The sequence below is a fragment of the Candidatus Pelagibacter sp. HIMB1495 genome, from assembly GCF_052047955.1.
GTDB lineage: Bacteria > Pseudomonadota > Alphaproteobacteria > Pelagibacterales > Pelagibacteraceae > Pelagibacter.
Map to the genome: position 1 here is coordinate 892,558 of NZ_JBNAIQ010000001.1, position 24,018 is coordinate 916,575.

Sequence of the window (24,018 nt, forward strand, 5' to 3'; positions counted from 1 at the left end):
ACTTTCTATTTCTTTTTTTATTAGCTATAAGATAATTCCATGGCGCGATATATATTTGTCACTGGCGGCGTGGTTTCATCCCTTGGAAAAGGTCTATCATCAGCATCATTAGCTTATCTATTACAGTCACGTGGGTATAAAGTTAGGCTTAGAAAATTAGATCCTTACTTAAATGTAGATCCTGGAACAATGAGTCCATTCCAGCATGGAGAGGTTTTTGTAACAGATGATGGCGCTGAAACAGATTTAGATTTAGGTCACTATGAAAGATTTTCAGGAGTTACTGCAAAGAAAACAGATAATATTACTACAGGAAAAATTTATAGCGATGTTTTGAGGAAAGAAAGAAAAGGAGAATATCTTGGAAAGACAGTTCAAGTTATTCCACATATAACCGATAGAATTAAAGAATTTATTAAATACGATACGTCAAAAGAAGATTTTGTAATTTGTGAAATAGGCGGAATTGTAGGAGATATTGAAAGCTTACCATTTGTTGAAGCTATAAGACAATTTTCAAATGATATTGGAAAAAAAAATGCTTTATTTATTCATTTAACTTTAGTTCCATATTTAAAAGCTTCAGATGAAATAAAAACTAAACCAACGCAACATTCTGTAAAAGAATTGAGAAGTATTGGTATTCAACCTGATATAATTATTTGTAGATCAGAAAGACCAATACCTTTAGAGCACAGAAAAAAAATATCTCTATTTTGTAATGTTGATATTAAAAATGTAATTGAAACAGTTGATGTTAAAACAATTTATGAAGCCCCGATTAGTTTTGCTAAAGAAAAGTTAGATGTTCAAGTTTTAGATTACTTTAAAATAAAATCTAAAAAATCAAATAACCTAAACCCTTGGAAGAAAATTACTAAAATTACACTTAATACAAAAAAACAAGTTAATATTGCGATAATAGGTAAATATGTAGAATTAAAAGATGCATATAAATCATTAGATGAAGCCTTAACGCATGGAGGAATTACAAACAACCTGAAGGTAAATTTAGTTAGAATTGATTCAGAAAAACTAAAAGTTTCAGAAATTAAAAGTAAACTTAAAAATGTTTCAGGTATTCTAATACCAGGAGGATTTGGAAAAAGAGGAACTGAGGGAAAAATCGAAGCAATTAAATATGCCAGAATTAACAAAATACCATTTCTAGGTATTTGTTACGGTATGCAAATGGCAATAATAGAATTTGCTAGAAATAAATTAAAAATTAAAAAAGCAACTTCTTCTGAGTTTGATAAAGGGGGTGTTCATATAATTGGTTTAATGAATGAGTGGGAAAAAAGTGGAAAAAAAGTTAAAGGTACAGATAAAAATTTAGGTGGAACAATGAGACTTGGTTCTTATGATGCAATTTTAAACGATAAGTCTAAAATTAGAGATATCTATAAATCTAGATTAATCAAAGAAAGACACAGACATAGATATGAAGTGGATATTTCATTTAAGGAAAAATTTGAGAAAAATGGACTAATATTTTCTGGTTTATCACCAGATAATAAACTTCCTGAGATAATTGAACTTAAAAATCATCCTTGGTTTATTGGAGTTCAGTTCCATCCTGAATTTAAATCTAGACCTTTATCTCCTCATCCTTTATTCTCTTCATTTATCAAAGCAGCAAAAAATCATAAATGAGTAGTATTACAGTCAATTGTGGGAACATAGAAATTTCAAACGATAAAAAAATTTGTATTATTGCTGGACCATGTCAGCTTGAAACAGAACAGCATGCAATGGATATGGCTGGAAAAATAAAAGAAATAACTTCCAAATATGGTTTAGGTTTTATTTATAAAACTTCTTTTGATAAAGCTAACCGAACAAGTTTAAAAGGTAAGAGGGGTGCTGGTTTGGAAGCTTCATTACCTGTGTTTGACAAAATTAAAAAAGAATTAAATATTCCAATTTTGACTGACATTCATAATTCAGAGCAATGTTCAGTAGTTGCTAATCATGTTGATGTTTTGCAAATTCCAGCTTTTCTTTGTAGACAAACTGATCTTTTAATTGCTGCTGCAAAAACAAATAAAATTATAAATGTTAAAAAGGGTCAATTTTTAGCTCCTTGGGACATGGTAAATGTTACAAAAAAAATATCAGACTCAGGAAACTCAAATATTCTTGTTACCGAAAGAGGCGCAAGTTTTGGATACAACACTTTGGTTTCTGACATGAGATCTTTACCTATTATGGCCAAGAATGGTTATCCAGTTATTTTTGATGCAACGCATTCAGTTCAGCAACCTGGAGGACAAGGAGAATCTTCTGGTGGTCAAAGAGAATTCGTTGAGTATCTTGCAAGAGCAGCTGTTGCTGTTGGGGTTGCTGGTGTATTTATAGAAACACATCAGGATCCTGATAACGCACCATCTGATGGGCCTAACATGGTTCCTCTAGATAAATTAGAAAATTTATTAAGACAGTTAACCGAAATTGATAAACTTATTAAGTGAGTAAAATAATAAAAGTTAAAGCACGACAAGTTTTTGATAGTCGAGGAAATCCGACAGTAGAAGCTGAGGTCTATACAAATAATTTAAGTGCATCTGCTATATGTCCATCAGGTGCCTCAACTGGCACATACGAAGCTTTTGAAAAAAGAGATAAAAATAATAAAAAATATTTAGGTAAAAGTGTTTTAAAAGCTGTTGAATTAGTAAATTCAAAAATTTCAAAAAAATTAAAAGGTCAAAGCGTTCATAATCAAGAGAGAATTGATGCCTTATTAATTAATTTAGATGGCACGAGACAAAAAACTAATTTAGGTGCAAATGCTATTCTTGCAGTATCAATGGCTGTAAAAAAACTTTCTGCAAAAGTAAAAAAACTTCCTTTGTATAAAACATTTTTTTTAAAAAATAATTTTCACTTACCTTATCCATTAATGAATATTATTAATGGTGGAGCTCATGCCAACAATGGTCTTAGAATTCAAGAATTTATGATAAGACCAGATAGAGCAAAAAGTTTCTCAGAAGCAATGAGGATTTGTTTTGTTGTAATTAAAAATCTAAGTAATTTAATAAAAAACAAAGGTTATTCTACTTCAGTTGGTGATGAAGGTGGTTTTGCACCAATGATTAGTAGCAATAACCAGGCTCTAGATTTGATTGTCTCTGCAATTAAGAAATCTGGATTTGTTAATGGTAAAGATGTTTCAATTTGTTTGGATGTAGCTGCAAATGAACTATTAAAAAAAAACAAATATTCAATCCATTCAAAAAATTTTGTTTCTGTTGAAAAATCAATAAAAGAATACCAAAAAATTATTAAGAAATATAAAATTAAATCTATAGAAGATCCTTTTGCAGAAAATGATTGGTTAGCTTGGAATAAATTAATGCGTTCTGTCAAAAAAGTTCAGATTGTGGGAGATGATCTTTATGTTACAAATCTTGAAAGATTAAAAAAAGGATTTTTAAATATTTCATCTAATTCGATATTAATTAAACTTAATCAGATAGGCACTGTTTCTGAAACTCTAGATGTAATTAAATTTGCTCAAACAATTGGTTATAAAACAATAATTTCTCATAGATCTGGAGATAGTGAGGACACATTCATTGCTGATTTAGCAGTTGGAACAAATTCTAATCAAATTAAAACAGGATCTTTAGCACGTTCAGAAAGAGTTGCTAAATACAATCAATTAATTCGTATTGAAGAAGAACTTGGAAATAAGGCAAGAATGAATAAAATCAATTAATGTTGACATTAATAAAAAGAAATTATTTTTTATTAACATCAATTTTTTTAATATTTTATTTTATATTTAATTTAGTTTCTGGAGAAAGAGGGCTTTTTTCATATTTTGAAAAAAAAGAACTTTTGTCTGACTTGAAAAAAGAAGAGACATTATTAATTAAGAAAATAGAGGATATGGATCATAAAAATTCTCTATTAAGTACAAATCTAGATTTAGATTATGTAGAAATATTGATTAGAGAAAGATTTTTATTTGGTAAAAAAGGTGAAACAATTTATTTAATTAAAAAAGATGAAAAGTAGACATCCTGAAAAAGAAAATAAGCCGATTAATCCAATTAAAAAAAAACCAGATTGGATTAGATCAAAGCTTACTAATAGCAAAGAATTTTTTTTAACAAAAACAATAGTTAATAACAATAACCTAGTAACTGTTTGTAAGGAAGCAAACTGTCCAAATATTACTGAGTGCTGGAGTAAGAGACACGCAACTTTTATGATAATGGGTGATACTTGTACAAGAGCATGTGCTTTCTGTGATGTTAAAACTGGCGTTCCAGGAAATTTAGATTTATTAGAACCAGTCAAAATTGCAGAAGCTGTTAAAAAGTTAAATTTAAAACATGTTGTAATAACTTCAGTTGATAGAGATGATTTAGACGATGGAGGTTCTGAACATTTTTATAATGTGATTAATCGAACAAGAAAATCAAATCCAAATACAACCATAGAAGTTTTAACACCAGATTTTTTAAGAAAAGGGGAAGCTTATAAAAAAGTAATTGAAGCTAAACCAGATGTTTTTAATCATAATATTGAGACTGTACCCAGTCTTTATCTAAAAGTAAGACCAGGATCTAGATATTTTGCATCCTTAGAACTTTTAAAAAATGCAAAGAAAATTGATAAAAATATTTTTACTAAATCTGGAATTATGGTTGGTTTAGGAGAAACAAGAGATGAAATATTGCAAGTTATGGATGATTTGAGAGCAGCTGATGTAGATTTTATAACTATCGGCCAGTACTTGCAGCCATCAACAAAACATTTTCCATTAGATAGGTATTATACCCCAAAAGAATTTGATGACTTAGGAACTATAGCAAAAGCTAAGGGATTTTTATTAGTTTCCTCATCACCTTTAACAAGGTCCTCTTATCATGCAGACGAGGATTTTGCTAAGCTTCAACAAAACAGATTAAAAAGTAATTAATGCCTAAAGCATCAGTTACACGTCACATTGCGCGTGATAAACAAACGTTAATTGATTTTGTTTTAGATATTGAAAAGTATCCAGAATTTATTCCATTTTGTATAGACTCAAAAGTTTATGAAACAAATGATGATGGAGATATAAAAAAAATAATTGCTGATCTGACCATTGGTAAAAGACCCTTTATAGATACTTATAAAAGTGATGTAAGATATGATAAAAAAAATGACTCTATTCATGTAACTAATATTGATGGTCCCCTAAAACATCTTGAAAATAATTGGAAATTTGTAGAAAAAAATAATTTAACAGAAGTTCAATTTGATGTTGATTTTGAAATTAAAAATAAGTTTTTGAATTTAATAATGGAAAAATCATTTCAATTTGGTTTAAACAAAATAGCTGATGCTTTTCAAAAAAGAGCTGAAAATCTTTAAGAAATAATTTTTATAATTTTATTTAATACTTCTCTTACTGTATTTTTTTGTATACTTGATCTTTTCCTAGATTTAAATTTATTTTCTAAAATTAATAAATATTTTCCTGTTTTAATCCCAATATAGACAAGACCAACTGGTTTTAATTTTGATCCTCCTCCGGGCCCAGCTATACCAGTAATTGATACATTAATTTTACTTTTAGAAATTTTAGATAAATTCTTTAACATTTCTTCACAGCATTCTTTGCTTACAGCACCATATTTTTTAATGATGTTTCTATCTACTTTTAAGATTTTAATTTTTGCCTCATTAGAGTAAGTAATTAAACCCATTTGAAAGTACTTAGATGAATTTGCTAGTTTAGTAAGATTGCTAGCCAACAAACCTCCTGTACAAGATTCAGCTACAGAAATTGTTAATTTTTTATCTATCAATTTTTTATGTAGTTTTTTTAAATTCATCAAAATATAAAACTAACTAAATAGACTACAATCATTGAGTAAAGACCAGCCATTATATCATCCATAATTATACCAAAATAATTTTTATGATTTTTATCGAAATAGCTTACCGGAAATGGCTTTAAAATATCAAAAAATCTAAAGGATAATAAAGAAATAATATAATAAAATTCAATAGCAATATTGATTTGATTGGTTTGATTTAAATATAGTAGAAGTATCAAAGGCATCGATTGACCCAAAACTTCATCAATTACAATTTGTCTAGGATCTTTATTTTCAAATTCACTCTCTGTATCTTTGACTGCATAAAAAGAGTAAAAAAACAAAATAATAAAAAAAACTATCGAGAATTTTAAACTTGTATAATCAAGAATTTCATAAGCTATATAAATAAAGATTGTGGTGACAATTGAAGCAACAGTACCAGGCATTTTTGTTAAGTATCCGTACCCAAAGAAAGTTGAGATTAAAACATTAATTTTTTTCATTTTGATATCGAGCAAATTACTTCACAGGCAATTGCTTTTTCTTTTCCTATTAATCCAAGTTTTTCTGTAGTTTTACCTTTTAAATTAATTAAATCTTTATTTAAATCTAACAGATTTGAAAGCGAATTTATTATTTTATCTCTATATTTTGATATTTTTGGTTTTTCACATATCAAATTTATATCTAAATTATTGATATGGTATTTATTTGAATTTAACAATTCTATTATTGGTTTTAGCATTTTTGGAGATCTAATATTTTTAAACTTGTTACTGTTGTCTGGAAAAAAAGTTCCAATATCTTTTTTTCTCATAGCTCCTAATATGGAGTCAATTATCGAATGAATAATTACATCACCATCGGAGTGTCCTTTTAATCCTGAGTGATAAGGTATTTTAATGCCTCCTAAATAAAGTTTTTTACCTTTGATTAATCTATGGATATCAAATCCAATACCAAAGTAAGTTATTTTTTCTTTAATATCTTCTTTGAAAGTAATTTTAGTATTTAAATTTTCACCTTTAATGAATTTTACTTTTAGATTGTTTTCAATAAATAATGTTGCTTCGTCTGTAACTAACCTGTTTTGCTTTATTGATAAATTATATAAATCTTTAAATTTAAAAGCCTGGGGGGTTTGTGTTAAAATTGAATTATCACGATTTAAATTAAATATCAGATTCTTAATCTTATATTTAATCGAGTCTTTTGATTTAATTACAGGTATTACAGCCTTATGTTTTTTTAGTGTACTGATTAATTTTTTTAAAAGAAGTAAAGTAAAATTTGGTCTTGCTGCATCATGTATAAGAACATTGGTAGGTTTGTGTTTCTTAATAAACTTTAAAGCAATTAACGAAGAATCAGATCTTTCTTTCCCACCAATTATAATGGAGACATTTTTTGGAAATTTTTCTTTAATTTCATTTTTTTTGTTAACTACAATTATTATTTTTTTAAAAAGTTTTGACTTTAAAGCCTTATCAACAGAGTGTTTGAATAAAGGTTTGCCTTCATAAATGTTGTATTGTTTGGGTTTTTTTGAATTAAACCTTTTGCTTTGTCCTGAAGCTAGTATTATAAAATAGTTACTCATAATTATAGAAATTTTATACCTAAATGTCAGATTTTATTAAGAAAAATATTTATTTGATAATATTATTTATTATCACATTATCGATAGGTTTTTTAACATTTTTAACTTTTATTGATAAAGGATTTATCAAACTAACTGATAAAAATTTACAATATCTTTTAATAGTAAATATCTTACTTTTAACCTCACTTTTTGTATTTATCTTTTTTGAAATTAGAAGAGCAATCAAAACAGATATCGATAAAGACGGATTAAAATCGAACAAAAAATATATTACTGTGTTTGCTTTATTTACTTTAATACCTTCAGTTTTAATATCTATTTTTTCATTGTTCCTTTTTTCATTTGCCTTGGAAAAATATTTTGACAAAAAAGTTACAACTGTTGTTAATAATTCTTACGAGCTTGCTAAAAATTATGTCGATGAAATACGTAATAATATTCAATCAGATATCGTTTTGATAGCCTTTGACATAAATAAAAGCAAAAAATTTTTAAATGATGACGTAAGAGAGTATAATCGTTTTCTAAAAACTCAAAAATTAATTCGGGATGTAGATGAAGTTCACGTTATTGATATAAATAAAAAATTATTATTTAGCACTTTAAGTGATGATCAACCATATGTACCACCATTGGATAGAGCATTGTCACTTGTTATTGATGATGATCGTCCATTAAAAATTTTAAATGCACCAGAAAATATGTCTGCTGCAATAATGAGGTTACAAAATTTTGATAATCGTTTTCTATATGTGGTTAAATTTTTAGATAAAGATATCTCAAAATATTTGACAGAGTCACAGGAGGCAATTAATTTTTATTATACAGTAGAAGAAAAAAGTACAGGTATCAAAATTTCTTTTGCTATTATCTATATTATTGTTGTTAGTGTTTTACTATTTGTATCCATCTCTATTGCAATAAGATTTTCGTCAAGATTTTTTAGATCTATTAATAATTTAATTAATGCATCTGTATCTATAGGAGAGGGTAAATTTGACACTAAAGTTCCTGAAGTAAAAACGGACAAAGATTTAGAAACTCTAAATAGAAATTTCAATTTAATGATTGATAGACTTAAAAATCAACAAGAAAAATTAATAATTAATGAAAGACATGAGGCTTGGAGTAATTTAGCAAGAAAACTAGCTCACGAGATTAAAAATCCATTAACTCCAATTCAATTAACAATTGATAGAATGAAAACAAAATATTCTAATCAAGTTAATGAAGATGATAAAAAAAATTTTGATGAAAATTTACAGATAATAAATAATCAAATTAAACAAATAGGAAATTTAGTTAATGAGTTTTCAGATTTTGCGCGTATGCCAAAGCCTATTTTAAAAGAAAATAATTTAATTCAAATAATTGAGGAAAATATAAAATTGTTAAATGAGCTAGATAATTCAATTAATATTTCTATTAACAGCAATCAAAAAGAAATTTTTTTAAATAGTGACAAAGAACAACTTGCAAGAGTTTTCTTTAACTTAATTAAAAACTCTATTGAAAGCATTCAGCAAAGAGCAGAAAATGATAGTAATTTAGATAAAAAAATCACTATTGAAGTTAATGAAGAAAATAACTACATCAAAATCAATATTATAGATAATGGTACTGGTTTTGGGATTTTTGCAGCAAATATTAGAGATATTTTAAACCCATACTTTACTACTAAAAAAAACGGAACAGGATTGGGTCTTTCAATAGTAAGTAAAATTATAAATGACCATAACGGAAAAATTGAATTTATACCCTTAGATAAAGGTGCAAAAATTAAAATAGATTTTATTAAATAGAATGAGCTCAGAAATTTTAATTGTAGATGACAATGCAGATATTAGGAACATAATTAATGAGCTAATTTTGGATGCTGGTTACAAAACAAGACTTGCTGCAAATTATAATCAAGCATTATCTGAAATAGATAAAAAACTTCCAGATGTTGCTATCCTTGATGTTAAGTTAGATAAAGGTGATAATGATGGAATAGAATTGTTATCTCATATCAAATCAAAAGATAAAGACGTGCCAGTTATTATAATTTCAGGTCATGCAAATATTGAAATGGCAGTAAAATCTCTCCATGAAGGAGCTTTTGAGTTTATTGAAAAACCTTTTGATCAAGAGAGGTTGCTTAATTTTGTTAAAAGAGCAGTTGAGAATTACAATCTCAAAAGACAAAATAAAGAGTATGAAACAAAATTATTTTCATCTTATGAATTAATCGGAAATAGTAAAAATATTTTAAATATCAACGATCAAATTGATAAAATTTCGATAACAGAAAGTAGGGTATTTATTAATGGTCCATCAGGATCTGGGAAAGAATTAATTGCAAGAAAAATTCATAAATTATCTAAAAGAAATAAATATCCCTTTGTAGTTTTAAATGGGGCATTATTAGATTCAAATAAATATGAACTTGAATTATTTGGAGAAGAAAAAGATAACGGATCTATTTCTTATGGTGCTCTTGAAAAAGCTAACAAAGGAACTTTATTAATAGATCAAGTTTCAGAAATACCCTTGGATATACAATCAAAAATTTTAAGAGTATTAACTGATCAAAAATTCAAAAGAGTTAATGGTTCAAATGACGTAACAGTAAACGTTAGATTAATTTGCTCATCAAGTAAGGATTTAAAAAAAGAAATTGAAATAGGAAATTTTAGAGAAGATCTATTTCATAGACTTAATGTTTTTGAAATAAATGTTGAACCGTTGAGTCAACGTATTTCAGATATTCCACTTCTGATTAAATATTTTTCAAAAAAAATATCTGAAAATTACAATATTAACGAATTAGAGATAGATGAAGACAATTCTTACATATTAAATCATGATTGGCATGGCAATGTTAGAGAATTAAGGAATTTGATAGAAAGAATTGCAATACTACAGCCTGACACAAAGGATAAAATATCAAATATAATCAAAGAATCTTTAAAAAATATAAATTTCAATGAACAATTGACTGAAAATAGCCTATCTGTGCCCTTAAAAGAAGCTAGAGAAAAGTTTGAAAAAGAGTATTTAACTATTCAATTAAAAAAATTTAATGGAAATATTTCAAAAACCGCAAATTTTGTTGGAATGGAAAGAACTGCCTTACATAGAAAATTAAAAGGCTTAGGAATTAAAGAATTTAATTAAATGAATATTATCATTTGTGGTGCGGGAAGAGTGGGATTCACTATTGCTAAACAGCTTAGCGATCAAGGTCATTCTATTACAGTTATAGACCCATCAAGTGAAGACATTCAAAAAATTGATGATGCTCTTGATGTTAAAGCTATAGTTGGAAAAGGAAGTTATCCATCAATACTAGAAAAAGCTAATGCTCAAGAGGCAGACATGATTATTGCTGTTACTAGAAATGATGAAATCAATATGGTTATATGCCAAATTGCATTTTCTATTTTTAAAATACCCAAAAAAATTGCGAGAATAAGATCACAAGATTATTTAAATCCAAAGTTTACAACAGTTTACAATAAAGAAAACTTACCAATAGATGTTATTATTTCACCAGAAATTGAAATTGCAAAATCAATTCAAAGAAAATTAGAAGCCCCTGGTGCTTTAGATAGTGTGCCTTTTGCAGAAAATAAAATTAGGTTACTTGAAATATTGATTAATGAAAATTGCAGTTTGATTAATATTAAATTAAGTGAATTAACAAAGAAATACCCAAATCTCAAAGCAAATGTAATTGGTGTCATAAGAGAGGATAAGTTTTTTATTCCAAAAAAAACTGATGAAATAAAAATCAATGATAAAATTTATGTGATTATAAATTCAACCCAAATGTCTGAAACATTGGAAGCATTTGGGCACATCGAAAAAGTTTCCAAAAAAATTCTTATAGTTGGTGGAGGTAATATTGGTTTTAATTTAGCCAAAAATATTGAAGAAAATTTAGATGCAGCTAGAGTTAAAATTATTGAAAAAAATAAAGAACGAGCAGAATTCCTTGCTAGTGAATTAAATAATACAATAGTTATCAATGGAGATGCCTTAGATGAAGAAGTTTTAGCTGAGGCAAATTTAGAAGAAGCAGAAACTGTTCTAGCTCTTACAAATGATGATGAGGATAACTTAATGGTAAGTGTTTTAGTCGAAAAATTTGCAAAAGATGAAAAAGAAATTGACGACAAAAGAACAATGGCATTAATTAATAAGCCAAATTATTCATTATTACAAAGTTCACTTAAAATTGATGATCTGATTGATCCTCGAATGAATACAGTATCTAGTATTTTAAAACATATCCACAAAGGTACAATTGAAACTGCTTATACAATTATGAACGGTGAATATGAGGTGATAGAAGCAGAGATAATTGAGACATCTGAATTAATTAATAAAGAATTAAAAAACTCAAATCTTCCAGAAGAAATTCGAATAGGTGCCGTACTTAGAGACGATAAAGTAATTATACCTAGATCAAACTTCGTATTTCAAAAAGATGATAAAGTTGTTTTTTTAGCCAAAAAAGACTCAATTTCAGTTGTTGAAAACATTTTTAGAATTAGCTCAATTTAATTAAATGCTAACACTTAGGGTAAAATATTTAAGTTTTTTCTTTCTATTAATTTCAATTTTTTCATTTTTAAATATTATTTACTCTTATTATTTTAATTTATACTTAAACTTAAATACTTATTACTTTAGTTTAGTAATTTCTGCTTTAATTGGTTTTTTGTTTTACAAAATTGATAAATCAGAAAAAAAACCATCAATATTTGAAAAAATTTTAACTGTGCTTTTGGGATATTTTATTATGCCATTAGTATTATCCATTCCATTTTATTTTAGTATTTATAATTTAACTTTTTTAAATTCTTTATTTGAAGCAGTTTCTGGTTTTACTTCAACTGGTTTTACAATTTTTGAAAACATAAAACATATTGATCAAGGATTAATAATATGGAGATCATCTATTCAATGGATAGGTGGTTTGTACTTTTTGTTTTCTATAATTTTTTTGATTGATATTTATGATGAAAACTTAAAAAGATCTCTCACAAATTTTTTATCATTTAATACGACTGAAATTTTAAAACAAACAATTAAAATATTTATTTTATATTCAATTTTAACATTAGTTATTTTTGTTTTTCTTAATTTATTTGGAATTAGGTCATTTAATTCATTAAATCTAGCAATGAGCATTATTTCATCAGGTGGTTTTTTACCTGTGAACGATCTTTCAACTATACTTGTACAAAATTCACAGATAATAATTTTTTCTTTATTAATGCTAGTTTCTTTTTTTAGTATTTTCTTTTTATATAATTTAATTTTTTTAAGAAAAAACATTAATTTTTTTCATGAGGATATTCATTTATTTTTATACTTTGTAATAGCTGTTGGAATTTTTTTTATATTTTTTAGTTACGATAATTCCTTTTCTCTTAGTTTTTTATCTTTAGTAAGTAGTATTTCTAATATTGGAATTTCATTGAATGTCGAACAAACCAATCTTGAATTTTTGTTTTTACTCTTGGTAATAATTGGAGGCTCATTTATTTCAACAAGTTCAGGATTAAGATTTTTGAAAATATATTCATTAACAAAATATTCTTTAAATCAAATACTTTCTTTCAGTAGACCAAAAAATGTTTTTATGAATAAGCTAGTATTTTCTAAAATTAATTTTGCAACTCAAGATATAAATAAATATTTTCTTACAATTGTTATTTTTATAATCTCACTTTTTTCATTAACAATTTTTTTATCTTTGAGTGAAATCAATTTTGAATATTCATTTAAACTGGCAGTTCTAACATTAATGAATACTGTTAATTCTTCAGCTTACGGAATGGGAGATTTTGATTTTCAAAATTTACATTTTATTACTAAAAATTTTCTTATTTTCTTTATGATTATTGGTAGAATTGAATTGTTATCTTTATTATTGATAGCTAAAAAATTTCTGTTTAAATATTAAATTTGTAATATATATGTATTTTAAGTATTGCGCCCTTAGCTCAGCTGGATAGAGCATCGGTTTTCTAAACCGAGGGTCGTAGGTTCGAATCCTTCAGGGCGCGCCATTAAAATCAAGGCTTATTTAACCATGATGCCTGTCCCATTCTTCTAAATACATGCTTTGACGACCTGATGACGAAACGAAAGGTCAAAAAATGTATATTAGAAAGCGTTTAGGCAAATACTTTGTAGAAATCAAAAGACAAGGTCATAAGAATATCTACAAAACATTTAAACAAAAAACCGATGCAATGAAGTGGGGTAGATCTGTTGAAATACAATTAGATCAATCACGTTACAGGGACACATCCAACGCATCTAAGACTACATTGAAGTCGGTTTTAGAACGTCATCTTAAAGAGCGATTAAAGGTCGTGAGAGAGCCGAAGAAAGAGCAATCAAGGTTCAATGTCATTGTTCAGAACGAAATTGTTAAAAGATATTTATCTAATTTAACGCCTCAAATATTTGCACGTTATAGGGACGAAAGATTAGATGAAGGGATTTCTGCATCTACAGTATGCAGGGAATTATCTTTTATGAGTATTGCTATTAAAAAGGCTATACGTTTTTATAATTGTTGGTTGCCTGAACATCCTATCCCCAACGATATTAAACCAAAAGAAAACGCACCTAGAAATAGACGATTAGAAGAAGGGGAGTTTGATAAGCTTATGGAACACTGCAAGACCAAACGGAATAGTTATTGGTGTTCCATGATCGAATTTGCGATTGAAACTGCTATGCGTTTGAATGAACAATTAACCCTGAAGTGGGATCAAGTTGATCTTAATAATATGCTGATAACGATATTAGCTGAACATTCAAAGACAGGTATTCAACGAAAAATACCTTTAACACCAAGAGCAATTCAAATACTGAATCAGATACCACGTCATATCAACGGCAGGGTTTTCCCTGTATCGTTAAATAATTTTCAACGTGCATGGCGTTCAATAACTAGGAATGCAAAAATAACCAACCTGCATTGGCACGATCTAAGAAGGGAAGCTTGTTCTAGATTAATGGAATCTGGTTTATCTATTAGTGAAGTTCAAATGTTCACAGGTCACAAAACGCTATCACTTATGCTTAAAACATACAGTCAGCATAACCCTTCAATTGTTGCAAAAAAGTTAAATAATATTTCTCAATAGCTAGCAATTAGACAGGGGAAATCAAGTTTGGTATAGATTCTTTATGAAAAGAATTTTTGTATATCTAACAATTTTAATTTTTTCTTTTAACAATATTTCTTATGCAAATAATTTAAACAATTATTTCGGAATAGATAAATTCATTTGTGATCAAAATAATAATTTCGATAACTTTATCGAATGTCTTGAAGATAAATTAACAATTCAAGCTAAATATAAAAATTCATTTGAGTATAGAAAAGATGCAATTAATTTTTTAAACATGAACTTCATTTATGCAGATCTTGTTAATGAAAAAATTATTAACAATAATAAAGCCTATGAATTATATGAACAACTTATCGAAGCTGATAATGATATTATATTAAAAGATTTAGAAAATCTTATCCTTTCATCTAAATGTTTAGATAAAGGTGATTTTCCTATTTTTATAAATTGTATAAACGAAGAATTTAGAACTTATCCTATTTATCAAAAGAATAACCTTGAAAACAAAGCTAGGTTTGAGGAGATGATGTTTAATTTATTAATGAACATAAATGGAAAAAAAATTGTTTTTGTTGATCTAAATAAAGAGAAAATAGAATTTAATGAAAATGAAGGGTTTAAATATTTTGAACTTATGCTCGATAAAATATCACAAAACTTATTTATTAATGATGGTGGAGTTATTATTCCAGATCAAGAAGTAGTTGTTTTAGTTGATAAATCAGAACAAATTAGAGACACATTAATTTTGATTGTAGCAATTATAGCAATTAGCTATGTTGCAAGCAAAGTTGTACCAAAAGTTATTGATAAACTAACTGCTTCTTCTGGATCTTCCTCAACATCTGCAGGAAGTACTAGCGTTTCTGCACCTGCTAATTCTTATTCTTATTCTCAACCAGGTCAATTTCTACCAAATCTTTTTAGAAACGTTCCAAACGGAAGTATTTTAAGACAAGCGCATTTCAAAAAACTTCTTGTTTCAGGAAGATTGGGTTTTTAATTTATGAAGATAATAATTATTTTTCTTTTAATTTTTTATCCTTTCAATTCATTTGCTAAATATCTAATCGTTAAAGAAAATATCAAACGCCAATATAAATCCCATATTGGATACAATAATAACAAATATACATGGGTAGATATAGAAACCACAACTGCAGCTCATTGGAATAGTAGTTATGATTGCCCATCAGTTGGATCAAGAACTGAAGCCCACAAAAATTCAAAAAATATTATTTCAAAAACAATAGGTTTTTTTAGGTGTGTTGAGAATAATACTACTAATGATCCAGATGCGGGATCCTTAATTATAGAGGATGGATTAATATATTCTTTTAAGAAAAGTCCAACATTTTCACGTGAAGTCAAAAGAGATTTTTTAAGAAAAGGAGTTATAAAAAAAGATCAAGATAATCCTATTTTGTTTGCTGAAATAATCATTAAAAAAGATGATAAAACTTCATACAGTTTTTATATTTTAAAAAGTGATGTTCATTATCAAAATTTCAATGGATACTTATATATAGATTTTTCAGTACAAGAGAAAAGGCGGAAAAATGAATGGGGTTTCTATAGAGAAACTAAACCAAGACAATTTGGTTTAAACCAAATTAAAAATGATAATGTTAAAAAGCTATACAACACATTATTTGAGGTCGAAAAACATTTTTTAAATTTTGATAAAAAGAAATTTAAACCAAAAAAATTAGATCCAAGAATAGTTGATTATTTATTGAGTATCAAACCTACCCAAGAATGGGTATATTCTACAAATATGAGTGGTCGCTAAATTAAAAAGCTAGCAATTAGAGTCTTTTTAAGAGCTTGAATTTTCAGTTTTGAAATATATATCAGTAGTGACGAAGTTAAATGAATGTATGGAGTTCGTGAACTCGAATAGACCCAAAAGGTTAAAAACTCCATGTGGTTTGAAAAGTTTCCAAAAATTTTTGCGCAAAAGATCAGCGCTGTACTCTCCAAAAGATCATAAAAACGCGGTGACCAAAATAACTGTTATTTATGAAAATAGAATTTTTGAAAGAGGAATATTTGGATCAGCAATATTTTATAGACGTTAGCTTAATAACGTTCATTTCTATCACTACAAGTTTCATAACAATAACATTATTCAGCGTATAGCTGTTCCGCGTTGTGATTAGGTAGAGGGGTTTGGTCGCCCCTCATACCGCAACAAAAGAAAACGTATGAATAATATCAAAAGAAATGCCAACCAGATGTATGGTTGGTTGCTTAGCTATTGGAAAAATGCAAACGACAGTAGTTATGCCGAAACAAAACATGGAATAGATCCCAACATTACAGGAATACATTTAATATGGGATTGGACTGCAGGTACAAGAGGAGAAGAACTGCCGTTCAAAAATATTCCAAAAACAATCAAAGATATTTGGAGTGTTAAGAAAAATTATCCTCTAATTTCTAAGATAAAAACCATGTACAGAATGTGCATTGAACCTCTTTGCAGAAGAGAAGTTCATTGGACCACTGAATTTGGATCAGCACAGGGTGAAAACTTTTTTACGTTTGATTGGTTAACATTAAAGATCAAATATAAAAATTCATCATGGACTGCTGATACGTTTCAGGAAGAAAAATTCTATGAACGTTATCTATGGCAAAAGAAATTTAGAAACTACAAAACTAGATTTTTTAAGCATGATCTTGGTGGCGCAATAGAAATGGATGCGATTGATTTCTATAAAGCATGTGATGATTATTCTGAACAAGCATACAAACATTGGGAGGAATACTATGATGAATAGAAAAGATCTAATTTGGCATTTGTTAATAGAAAAAGATTATGATCATCGATATGTTTTTGATTATCTTTTAGACCATCATCACTATTGGACTATTCAACATAGTTTGGATGTAGCGGGGAAACCTTCGACATTCGAAGGATATGATCTTTTAGCTGATTGGGAAAAAGAAGATTTTAAATCAATCAAAAATGAGATGTGGAAAAGAGGCGGCGGCTGTGCTGTTTCCAATGCACTTGTAGCGGAGGGAATAGAATGATTACTAGAGCTAAAGCTTACGCTAAAAAAATCATGGATCAGGGGTACAGTATTGTACCCTTGTTCCCTAACGCTAAAGAAACCCATGATCAAAATTGGATAAATAAAAAATATCTAATTGATGATGTTTTAGATGATAGCAACGTTGGTATTAATTTGGGTCAATCAAACTTAATTGATGTTGATTTAGATTGTGCCTTAGCTGTTCATTTTGGACGACTATGGTTGCCGTATAATACATTGAAGTTAGCTAGAATAACTAACGGTGTTGAAGAGATAACTCATTATTTCTATGTGAATAATAAATCTTTGAAAGACAATGATGTTAAAAAATTCAAAGGTCAAACTATTCTAGAACATAGATGTTCAGGTCAAACAGTTGTCTATGGTGCAACACCTTCAAAAGATAACTCCAACGTTATGGTTATGCGAAAATTTTATGTTGATGAACAAAAACCAATTTTTGTAGATAACCTGCAGTCGATAGTGAATAAGATCTATGTTGCTGTTGCAATGTGCATGTACAATGTAGGTGCTAATCAAGGTGTATTGAAGTTAGATTCTTGCATCATGCGTTACACTGATTGGTCAGATTCTGAACGTGAAGACTTCATTTGGCAAATTGTTCAAAAGACAGATCCAAATAGTAGGGACTGTTCACTGAAGAAAATGCAAAATCATGTTAGATCTAATAACAAAGAAAAGAAAAATTCTGGTTATATATCTTTTGCAAATCAAATAGGTGCAGATGAAAAAGAAGTTAAAAATCTTTTTTCATTAATTGGATCTATTCCTTCTAGTGACGGTTTTGAAAAGACAAAGTCTATCGTTGATTTCAATTCTGTATCTTTGGATATGCCAACGCTTATGAAAACAGAGCTACCACCTATGAAGTGGGCTGTATCTGGAATATTACCTGAAGGTTTTATTTGTATGGCTGGCCGTCCAAAAGCTATGAAGAGTTGGACTGCATTAAAACTTTGTTACTCTGTTCAGAACGGTACTGAGTTTTTAGGTCATTCTTCTAGTCAAGGAGATGCGATCTATTTTGGATTAGAAGATTCCAAACGTAGAATACAAGATCGTGTTAGGAAGTTAGGTTTTGAAAAACTGAAACAGCCACAAATTGTTTTAGGTGGGGACATTCCTTACTTAGGTTTTGGCTTTGAAGAATGCCTAGAAAATTGGGTTAAATCAAAGCAGAACCCTCGTTTAGTTGTTATTGATACACTAGCAAGGATCAAACCAAGACAATCTAAATCTGGCACAGCATATGACCAGGACAACCTTCTTATGAATGGAATTCAAAAATTAGCAGTTCAAAATAATTTAACTGTTTTGTTCATAACGCACTTATCAAAATCAGCTCAAGAATATAGCTTTGATAAAATTCAGGGATCTGTAGGTGTTCAAGGAATGACTGATGCAATGTGGATGTTAGATCGTGGAGACGGGCCTAATTCAAAAGCATCATTAAAAGGTAGGGGAAGAGATATCCTAGACTTTGAATATGCACTGAATTGGTCTAACGAATCTATGTCTTATTCTTTTGAAGGCAATCTAGATATTATCAATCAAAACGAAAATAGACTTGAGATAACTAAAGCCATGAAAGAGTTGCACAAGGAATTAGATTTTATCAGGCCGTCAGATGTTGCAAAATATTATGGCGTTACTGTTAATTCTAAAGACGGTCGTAGAATGTCTAGAACTATGCAAAGAATGGCTAATCAATTTGAGCTAGTGAAAGGTCCAAAATATGGAACGTATTTATTCCATGACGGCAAAGATAAGGAAGGGAACGATATTTGTTAATATAAATATCTGTCGTAGTTGTCGTTGTGTCTTTTTTTAGACGTTGCGACAGTGCGACTGCTTTCTATACGTTAGAATAAAAAAGTTCCGTCCATTTAATGCGTGAATATTCACGTTTGGTATATTTGCGCATTATGGATTTAAAATTTAAATTAAACGCTAAAGAGTATGCAACGTTAGAAGGAATAACAGCGTCAGCATTAAGAAAAAGAAGATTATCAGGAAAACTTGAAGGTCAATTTATAAAGAAAGGTTCAGAATATTTTTATTCAACACCTCTTCAAGACCGTCCAAACAAGGGTACATTCACGGCAGAAAATTCACGTTCAAAGATCAGAAGGCGCAATGTTCCTGATGCAAGTACCAACTACCATAAGGCTAGAAACGGTCATCAATTAAAACTGACCAATGACCTTAGACAATTAGCTAGAATAAATAGAAGATTAAATGAAGAACAAATAGCAGAAATAACAGATGATATTTTTGAAGTAGCTAAACAACGAAGAAGAGACAGAATTAAAAAACAAGAATTAGAACATTCAAAAAAATTAAATAAATCAAATTATGGAGGGTTCAACAGCGGTTCTATTATAGACGTTAGAACTAATTGGAGACCTTTGTTCCCTGAACCCAGAACAGAATACGATGAAGTAGAAACTGAACCTGCAACAACGAAATATTATTAAATGAAAATTGGAGAATACAAACAAATGATGAGTTATTTAAAAAGACCAAAACAACCAACTGAAGCTGATCTAAAAAAAGAAGATTTAAAACCAAGTGGGGATATTGTTAGAAATTTGCTGATTGAAGAGATGCAAACAAGAGATTTAGATGCAGATGAAATTAGATACTTAATGGACTCAAAGCCAAGAGATAACATTAAAACGCAAAAAATATCGAACACAGGTCAACGTATATTAGCAAAACCAATCAAACCTAATACTCAGGTCAAACCGTTTAAAGAGAATTTGAACAAATCAAATCATAGAACAAAAATATTCAAAAAAGATTTAAAGCTTGATCCAAGTCCCATTGTACTACCTCCGAAAGTTGATGTTAAGCGATCGGAGGAAGACAACAGATTTTTCAAGATGCTTGAAGATAATAAAAAAGAAAAGCAAAGAATTAGATCTTCTGGACTAGGTTATTTAATGGGAGAAACCTAATGAAAAAATACGAATTAGAAGATCAAATAGAAAAATTAGAATATCAGTTAAATAGAAAAGAACTTCAATTAGATGAAGTGATTTCAACCAATTCAAAATTAACAGATCAATTAAAGAATTTATGGGATGAGGTTGGTTGCAAAAATGACATGATTAGATCCCTTAATAGAGACGTCGAAGAAATAAAGATAGATAGAAATAAATATGCCTCAAGGTGGAGAAGATGCGTTGCTGACAAATATGAAAAGAGAAGAGAAGAGGACGAAAAAGATAAAGCACTAATTGATAAAATTTTAAACGAAGGAAGGACTGATAACTAATGCGTTCAAATATAGAAAATACAAAAAAAGAATTAAGAAGAGATGATCTAATTAAGTTAGCTAAAGATGAAGCTGACATAAGATTTGATGTAGAAAATGAGATAATCGAAATACTGCAAGATCAGTACAACAAAGAAAAAAATGAAGGTCAGTCGTTCTTAGAGTGGCTGGACACTAAAGACGAAGATTATATTCGTAGAATTCCACTTGGTCTAAAAGAAGGTGGAACTGTTATATCAATAACTGATTACTTAAAACAAAGGGAAAAACCAAAAATAAAAAAATTAAATTTAGATTCTGTTGCACCTGGAAAAGCTATTTCACAATTAACTGATGCTGAAAGAGACGTTGTGAAAAACCTGCTGCGGATGACTTTTGAAAATTTAAACAAATAACGTTGGGGACTGCTAATTTTTGTTCAGGACAGAATAAATTAGAAAGTTATAAATGAGCATGGGCGCTCACCCCAACGACCAAAATCAATTCCAATTAGACTCTCTGTTCAGGATTTGGTAATCTTGGATTATGAAAAAATCAAAATTAGATCTTGGTAAAGGGTTTAAGAGAATTTATTTTACGTTAGCAGGGTTATGGTTAATTCTACCGTTGTATTATGTCTTTTCTGGAAGCGTAAATAAAGACGATGTATTTGGGTTTACCTGGACAGATATATTTCAAATGATTGCACTACCGTTTGTAATATATTTTATTTTGTTATTCTTCATTAAAGGTTTTAAAAAAACTGATTAGTGAAAAAATTTCTATCAATCCTCGTTCTTAGTTTGTTGTTTAGTGGAAATGTTTACGCTGGTTTGTTTTCTAAGGAGCTATATATCAATTGTTATTTTACTGAGGAGAGTGGTAACGACTTTTTTATGATTGATATTGAAGATGGAAATTTTTGTGTAAATATGGGTGGTGACTCAAAATGCACCAAAGTAGATAAGTTTAATTCTAAAGAGGTAACAAGTATTGTTCTAGATCCTGCTAATTCTGTTACAGCTAGTTTGTTCGGTCAAAAAATTTACTGGAAAGTAAACAGAAAAAATGGAGTTGCTGGAATATACGCATCTTCTAATAACAAAATAGTTTCAGAAAAATTTAATTGTAAACAAAGACCTAGTTTATAAATGAAAAAACTTCTATCAATCATGGTTATTTGTTTCTTATTTATTGGAAGTTCTTTTGCCGAAACAGTTAAACAAAGATTAGATAATATAGAAAAAAGACTAGATGATATTGAAAAAGATGTTGATGGTACTAATTTTCTAAAGAATATCTTAGGAAATAATGAAAAACTTGAGGAAGAGGGAATACCTGCTGAAACTCAAATTGGATTTAAGCTAAACTTTTTGTCCTGTAAAAATGATAGTTTGTACGATGAAATATTTATCAGGTATGAAATAACTAATAACTATAAACAACAAGTTAAACTTGTTGATGCATATTTTGTTGCAAAAGATTTATTTGGTGATTTAGTTTTTAAAGGAACTATCAGACGTGATTTTTATTTAGATCCAGGACTTACAAAAACTAGGGAAGGCTCATATGACAGTATGTTTGGAAACAGCTGTACTAAGGTTAAGATGGCAAGATTATCTGATTTAACTGTTGAACTTTATGTTTCAAAAATAGCATTTGGTGATAACACCATAAAAGAGTTTAGTAAAAATGCTAATTCAAAAACGTTAGATCAGTCTTCCTTTGGTGAAAAAGAACATTTTAATCCAAATAATATTGCAAATCTTTTAGAGCTATCAAAAAAAGAAATAGGAGAAAAAAATAGTAACACTCACTCATCATCTCTAACACTTGCTGAAGAAGAGGATATTAAATCTCAAATTTTTGGATGCTGGAGTATTCCTATGGGTCTACCTTACAGTGAAGACTTGGTGGTAAATATTAAAGTTGATTTTAGGTTAGATGGAAGTGTTGAAAAAACTGAAATACTAAATAAAGAAAATATAAATCAAGAAAATAAAGCTTACTTCAAAGTTTTAGCTGATAGCGCTCTAAGAGCCATAAAATTATGTGAGCCTTTCAGGGTACCTAATAATGGTTACGAAAGATGGAAAGAGATTGTTTTAAACTTTGATCCAAGGGCTTTATTAGGAGGGTAATGAAAAAACTTCTATCGATCCTGTTTCTTAGTTTGTTGTTAAGCGGTTGTGAAACAACTGGAGGTAATAAAGCATTAAAACCAGACGTAAATTCTAATAGTAGCAAAGACACTTCAAAAGAAAAAAATAGTAGCAAAGACACTTCTGGAAAAAAAAATCACTGGGATGCATACGCTGTTGCTTATGACGTCTGGCAAATAAATAAAGATCAAGATCCTTATGGTTATAAGGTTGATAAATTCGCTGAAGATAGCCTCATATCAGAAGAGGATGCTATGAAAAAAGTTATAGCAAAATGTGAAAAAGAAAGTTTTGAGAGAATTTTGAAGATAAGGTCGTTAAAAAAAACTGATAAATGCTTTGTTTTTCGAACAACTTACACAACCTATCCAATTTGGACTTTAGGATTGGGCTATCAAGAAATTTCAAATTCATACGTAGATGAAATTTGGAATTATCAACTTAAGTTAACAAATGAAGAGTATAAAAAAAATAAAATTAAAGAAGAGAAAGAAAAACAAATAGCTAAAGAAATCTATGAAGCACAAATAATGGAAGAAAATAAAAAAAAATGTGAACAAATTGGATTTACTCCCAATACAGAAAATTTTGCAAAATGTATCTTAAAGTTGATAGAAATTAATGAAATTCGTCAGGCCGCTTTACTTGATAGTGAGTCAAGAGCATCATTAGAAGCCAAGATACAAGAACAAGCAACAGATATTCAAAATAAAATTGCTGAAGAAGCCAAAGCATCTAGAGATCAAGAAGCCTGGGCAGCTTTGTTGGGCATGACAACAGGAAATAGTGTACTGAGTCCCTCATCGACAAAGTCAAGTATATGCTTTAAAACGAGTGAAGCAAAATCAGGACTTGGTAAAATTTGTTATTATAATTGTGGTGGAACAACAAAAGCTATGAATATTAATGCAACGCAACTGTGTCCAATAAATGCCAATTTATAAAGTGAATACAAA

At 28.7% G+C, this 24,018-nt stretch carries 26 protein-coding genes and 1 tRNA gene; 24 read left to right on the top strand and 3 right to left on the bottom strand.

The features are described from left to right. The first annotated feature begins 39 nt into the window (after positions 1-39). Genes ACTTAW_RS04725 through ACTTAW_RS04750 form a run of 6 tightly spaced genes read left to right on the top strand, consistent with a single transcriptional unit; the run spans position 40 to position 5,376 of the window. Positions 40-1,656: a CTP synthase gene (locus tag ACTTAW_RS04725; RefSeq protein ID WP_440651335.1), complete on the top strand. Its 1,617-nt coding sequence runs from the start codon at positions 40-42 to the stop codon at positions 1,654-1,656. Beyond that, positions 1,653-2,474 carry a 3-deoxy-8-phosphooctulonate synthase gene (gene kdsA / locus ACTTAW_RS04730; protein ID WP_440651336.1) on the top strand — a complete coding sequence of 274 codons (822 nt, stop codon included), beginning with the start codon at positions 1,653-1,655 and terminating at the stop codon, positions 2,472-2,474. Before ACTTAW_RS04725 ends, kdsA begins: the two co-directional genes overlap by 4 nt. After that, a complete protein-coding gene (gene eno / locus ACTTAW_RS04735) occupies positions 2,471-3,727 on the top strand; it encodes a phosphopyruvate hydratase (protein WP_440651337.1) in 1,257 nt (418 codons plus the stop codon). The genes kdsA and eno overlap by 4 nt, the downstream gene beginning before the upstream one ends. Then, positions 3,727-4,029 carry an FtsB family cell division protein gene (locus ACTTAW_RS04740; RefSeq protein WP_440651338.1) on the top strand — a complete coding sequence of 101 codons (303 nt, stop codon included), beginning with the start codon at positions 3,727-3,729 and terminating at the stop codon, positions 4,027-4,029. Before eno ends, ACTTAW_RS04740 begins: the two co-directional genes overlap by 1 nt. Then, the gene (lipA, locus tag ACTTAW_RS04745) at positions 4,019-4,939 is read left to right on the top strand and encodes a lipoyl synthase (RefSeq protein ID WP_440651339.1); all 921 of its coding nucleotides are present in this window, start codon (positions 4,019-4,021) and stop codon (positions 4,937-4,939) included. Before ACTTAW_RS04740 ends, lipA begins: the two co-directional genes overlap by 11 nt. After that, positions 4,939-5,376, top strand: coding sequence for a type II toxin-antitoxin system RatA family toxin (locus ACTTAW_RS04750; RefSeq protein ID WP_440651340.1), 438 nt, complete (start codon positions 4,939-4,941; stop codon positions 5,374-5,376). The genes lipA and ACTTAW_RS04750 overlap by 1 nt, the downstream gene beginning before the upstream one ends. On the opposite strand, the gene ACTTAW_RS04755 is transcribed toward ACTTAW_RS04750, so the two are convergent. From ACTTAW_RS04755 to ispF, 3 genes are read right to left on the bottom strand one after another with little or no spacing between them, the layout of a single operon-like run. Beyond that, complete coding sequence (locus ACTTAW_RS04755; RefSeq protein ID WP_440651341.1) at positions 5,373-5,840, bottom strand: CinA family protein; 468 nt, start codon at positions 5,838-5,840, stop codon at positions 5,373-5,375. The genes ACTTAW_RS04750 and ACTTAW_RS04755 overlap by 4 nt on opposite strands. Continuing rightward, positions 5,840-6,331 carry a phosphatidylglycerophosphatase A family protein gene (locus tag ACTTAW_RS04760; RefSeq protein ID WP_440651342.1) on the bottom strand — a complete coding sequence of 164 codons (492 nt, stop codon included), beginning with the start codon at positions 6,329-6,331 and terminating at the stop codon, positions 5,840-5,842. Before ACTTAW_RS04760 ends, ACTTAW_RS04755 begins: the two co-directional genes overlap by 1 nt. Next, complete coding sequence (gene ispF / locus ACTTAW_RS04765; RefSeq protein WP_440651343.1) at positions 6,328-7,428, bottom strand: 2-C-methyl-D-erythritol 2,4-cyclodiphosphate synthase; 1,101 nt, start codon at positions 7,426-7,428, stop codon at positions 6,328-6,330. The genes ACTTAW_RS04760 and ispF overlap by 4 nt, the downstream gene beginning before the upstream one ends. Positions 7,429-7,451: 23 nt before the next feature. Between ispF and ACTTAW_RS04770 the strand changes: the two genes are divergently transcribed. From ACTTAW_RS04770 to ACTTAW_RS04855, 18 genes are all read left to right on the top strand, one after another. After that, positions 7,452-9,233: an ATP-binding protein gene (locus ACTTAW_RS04770; RefSeq protein WP_440651344.1), complete on the top strand. Its 1,782-nt coding sequence runs from the start codon at positions 7,452-7,454 to the stop codon at positions 9,231-9,233. A gap of 1 nt (position 9,234) precedes the next feature. Beyond that, positions 9,235-10,590 carry a sigma-54-dependent transcriptional regulator gene (locus tag ACTTAW_RS04775; protein ID WP_440651345.1) on the top strand — a complete coding sequence of 452 codons (1,356 nt, stop codon included), beginning with the start codon at positions 9,235-9,237 and terminating at the stop codon, positions 10,588-10,590. Next, positions 10,591-11,982, top strand: coding sequence for a Trk system potassium transporter TrkA (trkA, locus tag ACTTAW_RS04780; RefSeq protein ID WP_440651346.1), 1,392 nt, complete (start codon positions 10,591-10,593; stop codon positions 11,980-11,982). It begins immediately after the preceding gene. Positions 11,983-11,986: 4 nt separating this feature from the next. Next, positions 11,987-13,390 carry a TrkH family potassium uptake protein gene (locus ACTTAW_RS04785; RefSeq protein WP_440651347.1) on the top strand — a complete coding sequence of 468 codons (1,404 nt, stop codon included), beginning with the start codon at positions 11,987-11,989 and terminating at the stop codon, positions 13,388-13,390. 29 nt (positions 13,391-13,419) lie between these two features. Beyond that, a tRNA-Arg gene (locus ACTTAW_RS04790) sits at positions 13,420-13,496 on the top strand. Between the two features lie 90 nt (positions 13,497-13,586). After that, entirely contained in the window at positions 13,587-14,588 is a 1,002-nt protein-coding gene (locus ACTTAW_RS04795) for an integrase (RefSeq protein ID WP_440651348.1), read from the top strand. Between the two features lie 43 nt (positions 14,589-14,631). Next, positions 14,632-15,579 carry a hypothetical protein gene (locus ACTTAW_RS04800; protein WP_440651349.1) on the top strand — a complete coding sequence of 316 codons (948 nt, stop codon included), beginning with the start codon at positions 14,632-14,634 and terminating at the stop codon, positions 15,577-15,579. 3 nt (positions 15,580-15,582) lie between these two features. Further along, positions 15,583-16,368: a hypothetical protein gene (locus tag ACTTAW_RS04805; RefSeq protein ID WP_440651350.1), complete on the top strand. Its 786-nt coding sequence runs from the start codon at positions 15,583-15,585 to the stop codon at positions 16,366-16,368. Positions 16,369-16,783: 415 nt separating this feature from the next. Beyond that, positions 16,784-17,362, top strand: coding sequence for a hypothetical protein (locus ACTTAW_RS04810; protein WP_440651351.1), 579 nt, complete (start codon positions 16,784-16,786; stop codon positions 17,360-17,362). Beyond that, positions 17,355-17,618, top strand: coding sequence for a hypothetical protein (locus ACTTAW_RS04815; RefSeq protein ID WP_440651352.1), 264 nt, complete (start codon positions 17,355-17,357; stop codon positions 17,616-17,618). Before ACTTAW_RS04810 ends, ACTTAW_RS04815 begins: the two co-directional genes overlap by 8 nt. Further along, positions 17,615-19,432 (top strand): AAA family ATPase, encoded by a 1,818-nt coding sequence (locus tag ACTTAW_RS04820; protein WP_440651353.1) that lies wholly within the window; start codon positions 17,615-17,617, stop codon positions 19,430-19,432. The genes ACTTAW_RS04815 and ACTTAW_RS04820 overlap by 4 nt, the downstream gene beginning before the upstream one ends. Positions 19,433-19,566: 134 nt before the next feature. Continuing rightward, positions 19,567-20,118: a hypothetical protein gene (locus ACTTAW_RS04825; protein WP_440651354.1), complete on the top strand. Its 552-nt coding sequence runs from the start codon at positions 19,567-19,569 to the stop codon at positions 20,116-20,118. Then, positions 20,119-20,601 (top strand): hypothetical protein, encoded by a 483-nt coding sequence (locus ACTTAW_RS04830; RefSeq protein WP_440651355.1) that lies wholly within the window; start codon positions 20,119-20,121, stop codon positions 20,599-20,601. Further along, positions 20,601-20,921, top strand: a complete 321-nt coding sequence (locus ACTTAW_RS04835) for a hypothetical protein (RefSeq protein ID WP_440651356.1) — start codon at positions 20,601-20,603, stop codon at positions 20,919-20,921. The genes ACTTAW_RS04830 and ACTTAW_RS04835 overlap by 1 nt, the downstream gene beginning before the upstream one ends. Further along, positions 20,921-21,316, top strand: a complete 396-nt coding sequence (locus tag ACTTAW_RS04840) for a hypothetical protein (protein ID WP_440651357.1) — start codon at positions 20,921-20,923, stop codon at positions 21,314-21,316. The genes ACTTAW_RS04835 and ACTTAW_RS04840 overlap by 1 nt, the downstream gene beginning before the upstream one ends. A gap of 354 nt (positions 21,317-21,670) precedes the next feature. Then, the gene (locus ACTTAW_RS04845) at positions 21,671-22,051 is read left to right on the top strand and encodes a hypothetical protein (protein ID WP_440651358.1); all 381 of its coding nucleotides are present in this window, start codon (positions 21,671-21,673) and stop codon (positions 22,049-22,051) included. Then, complete coding sequence (locus tag ACTTAW_RS04850) at positions 22,052-23,041, top strand: hypothetical protein (protein ID WP_440651359.1); 990 nt, start codon at positions 22,052-22,054, stop codon at positions 23,039-23,041. Then, on the top strand, positions 23,041-24,006 hold the full coding sequence (locus ACTTAW_RS04855) for a hypothetical protein (protein ID WP_440651360.1): 966 nt from the start codon (positions 23,041-23,043) through the stop codon (positions 24,004-24,006). Before ACTTAW_RS04850 ends, ACTTAW_RS04855 begins: the two co-directional genes overlap by 1 nt. Positions 24,007-24,018 lie beyond the last annotated feature (12 nt).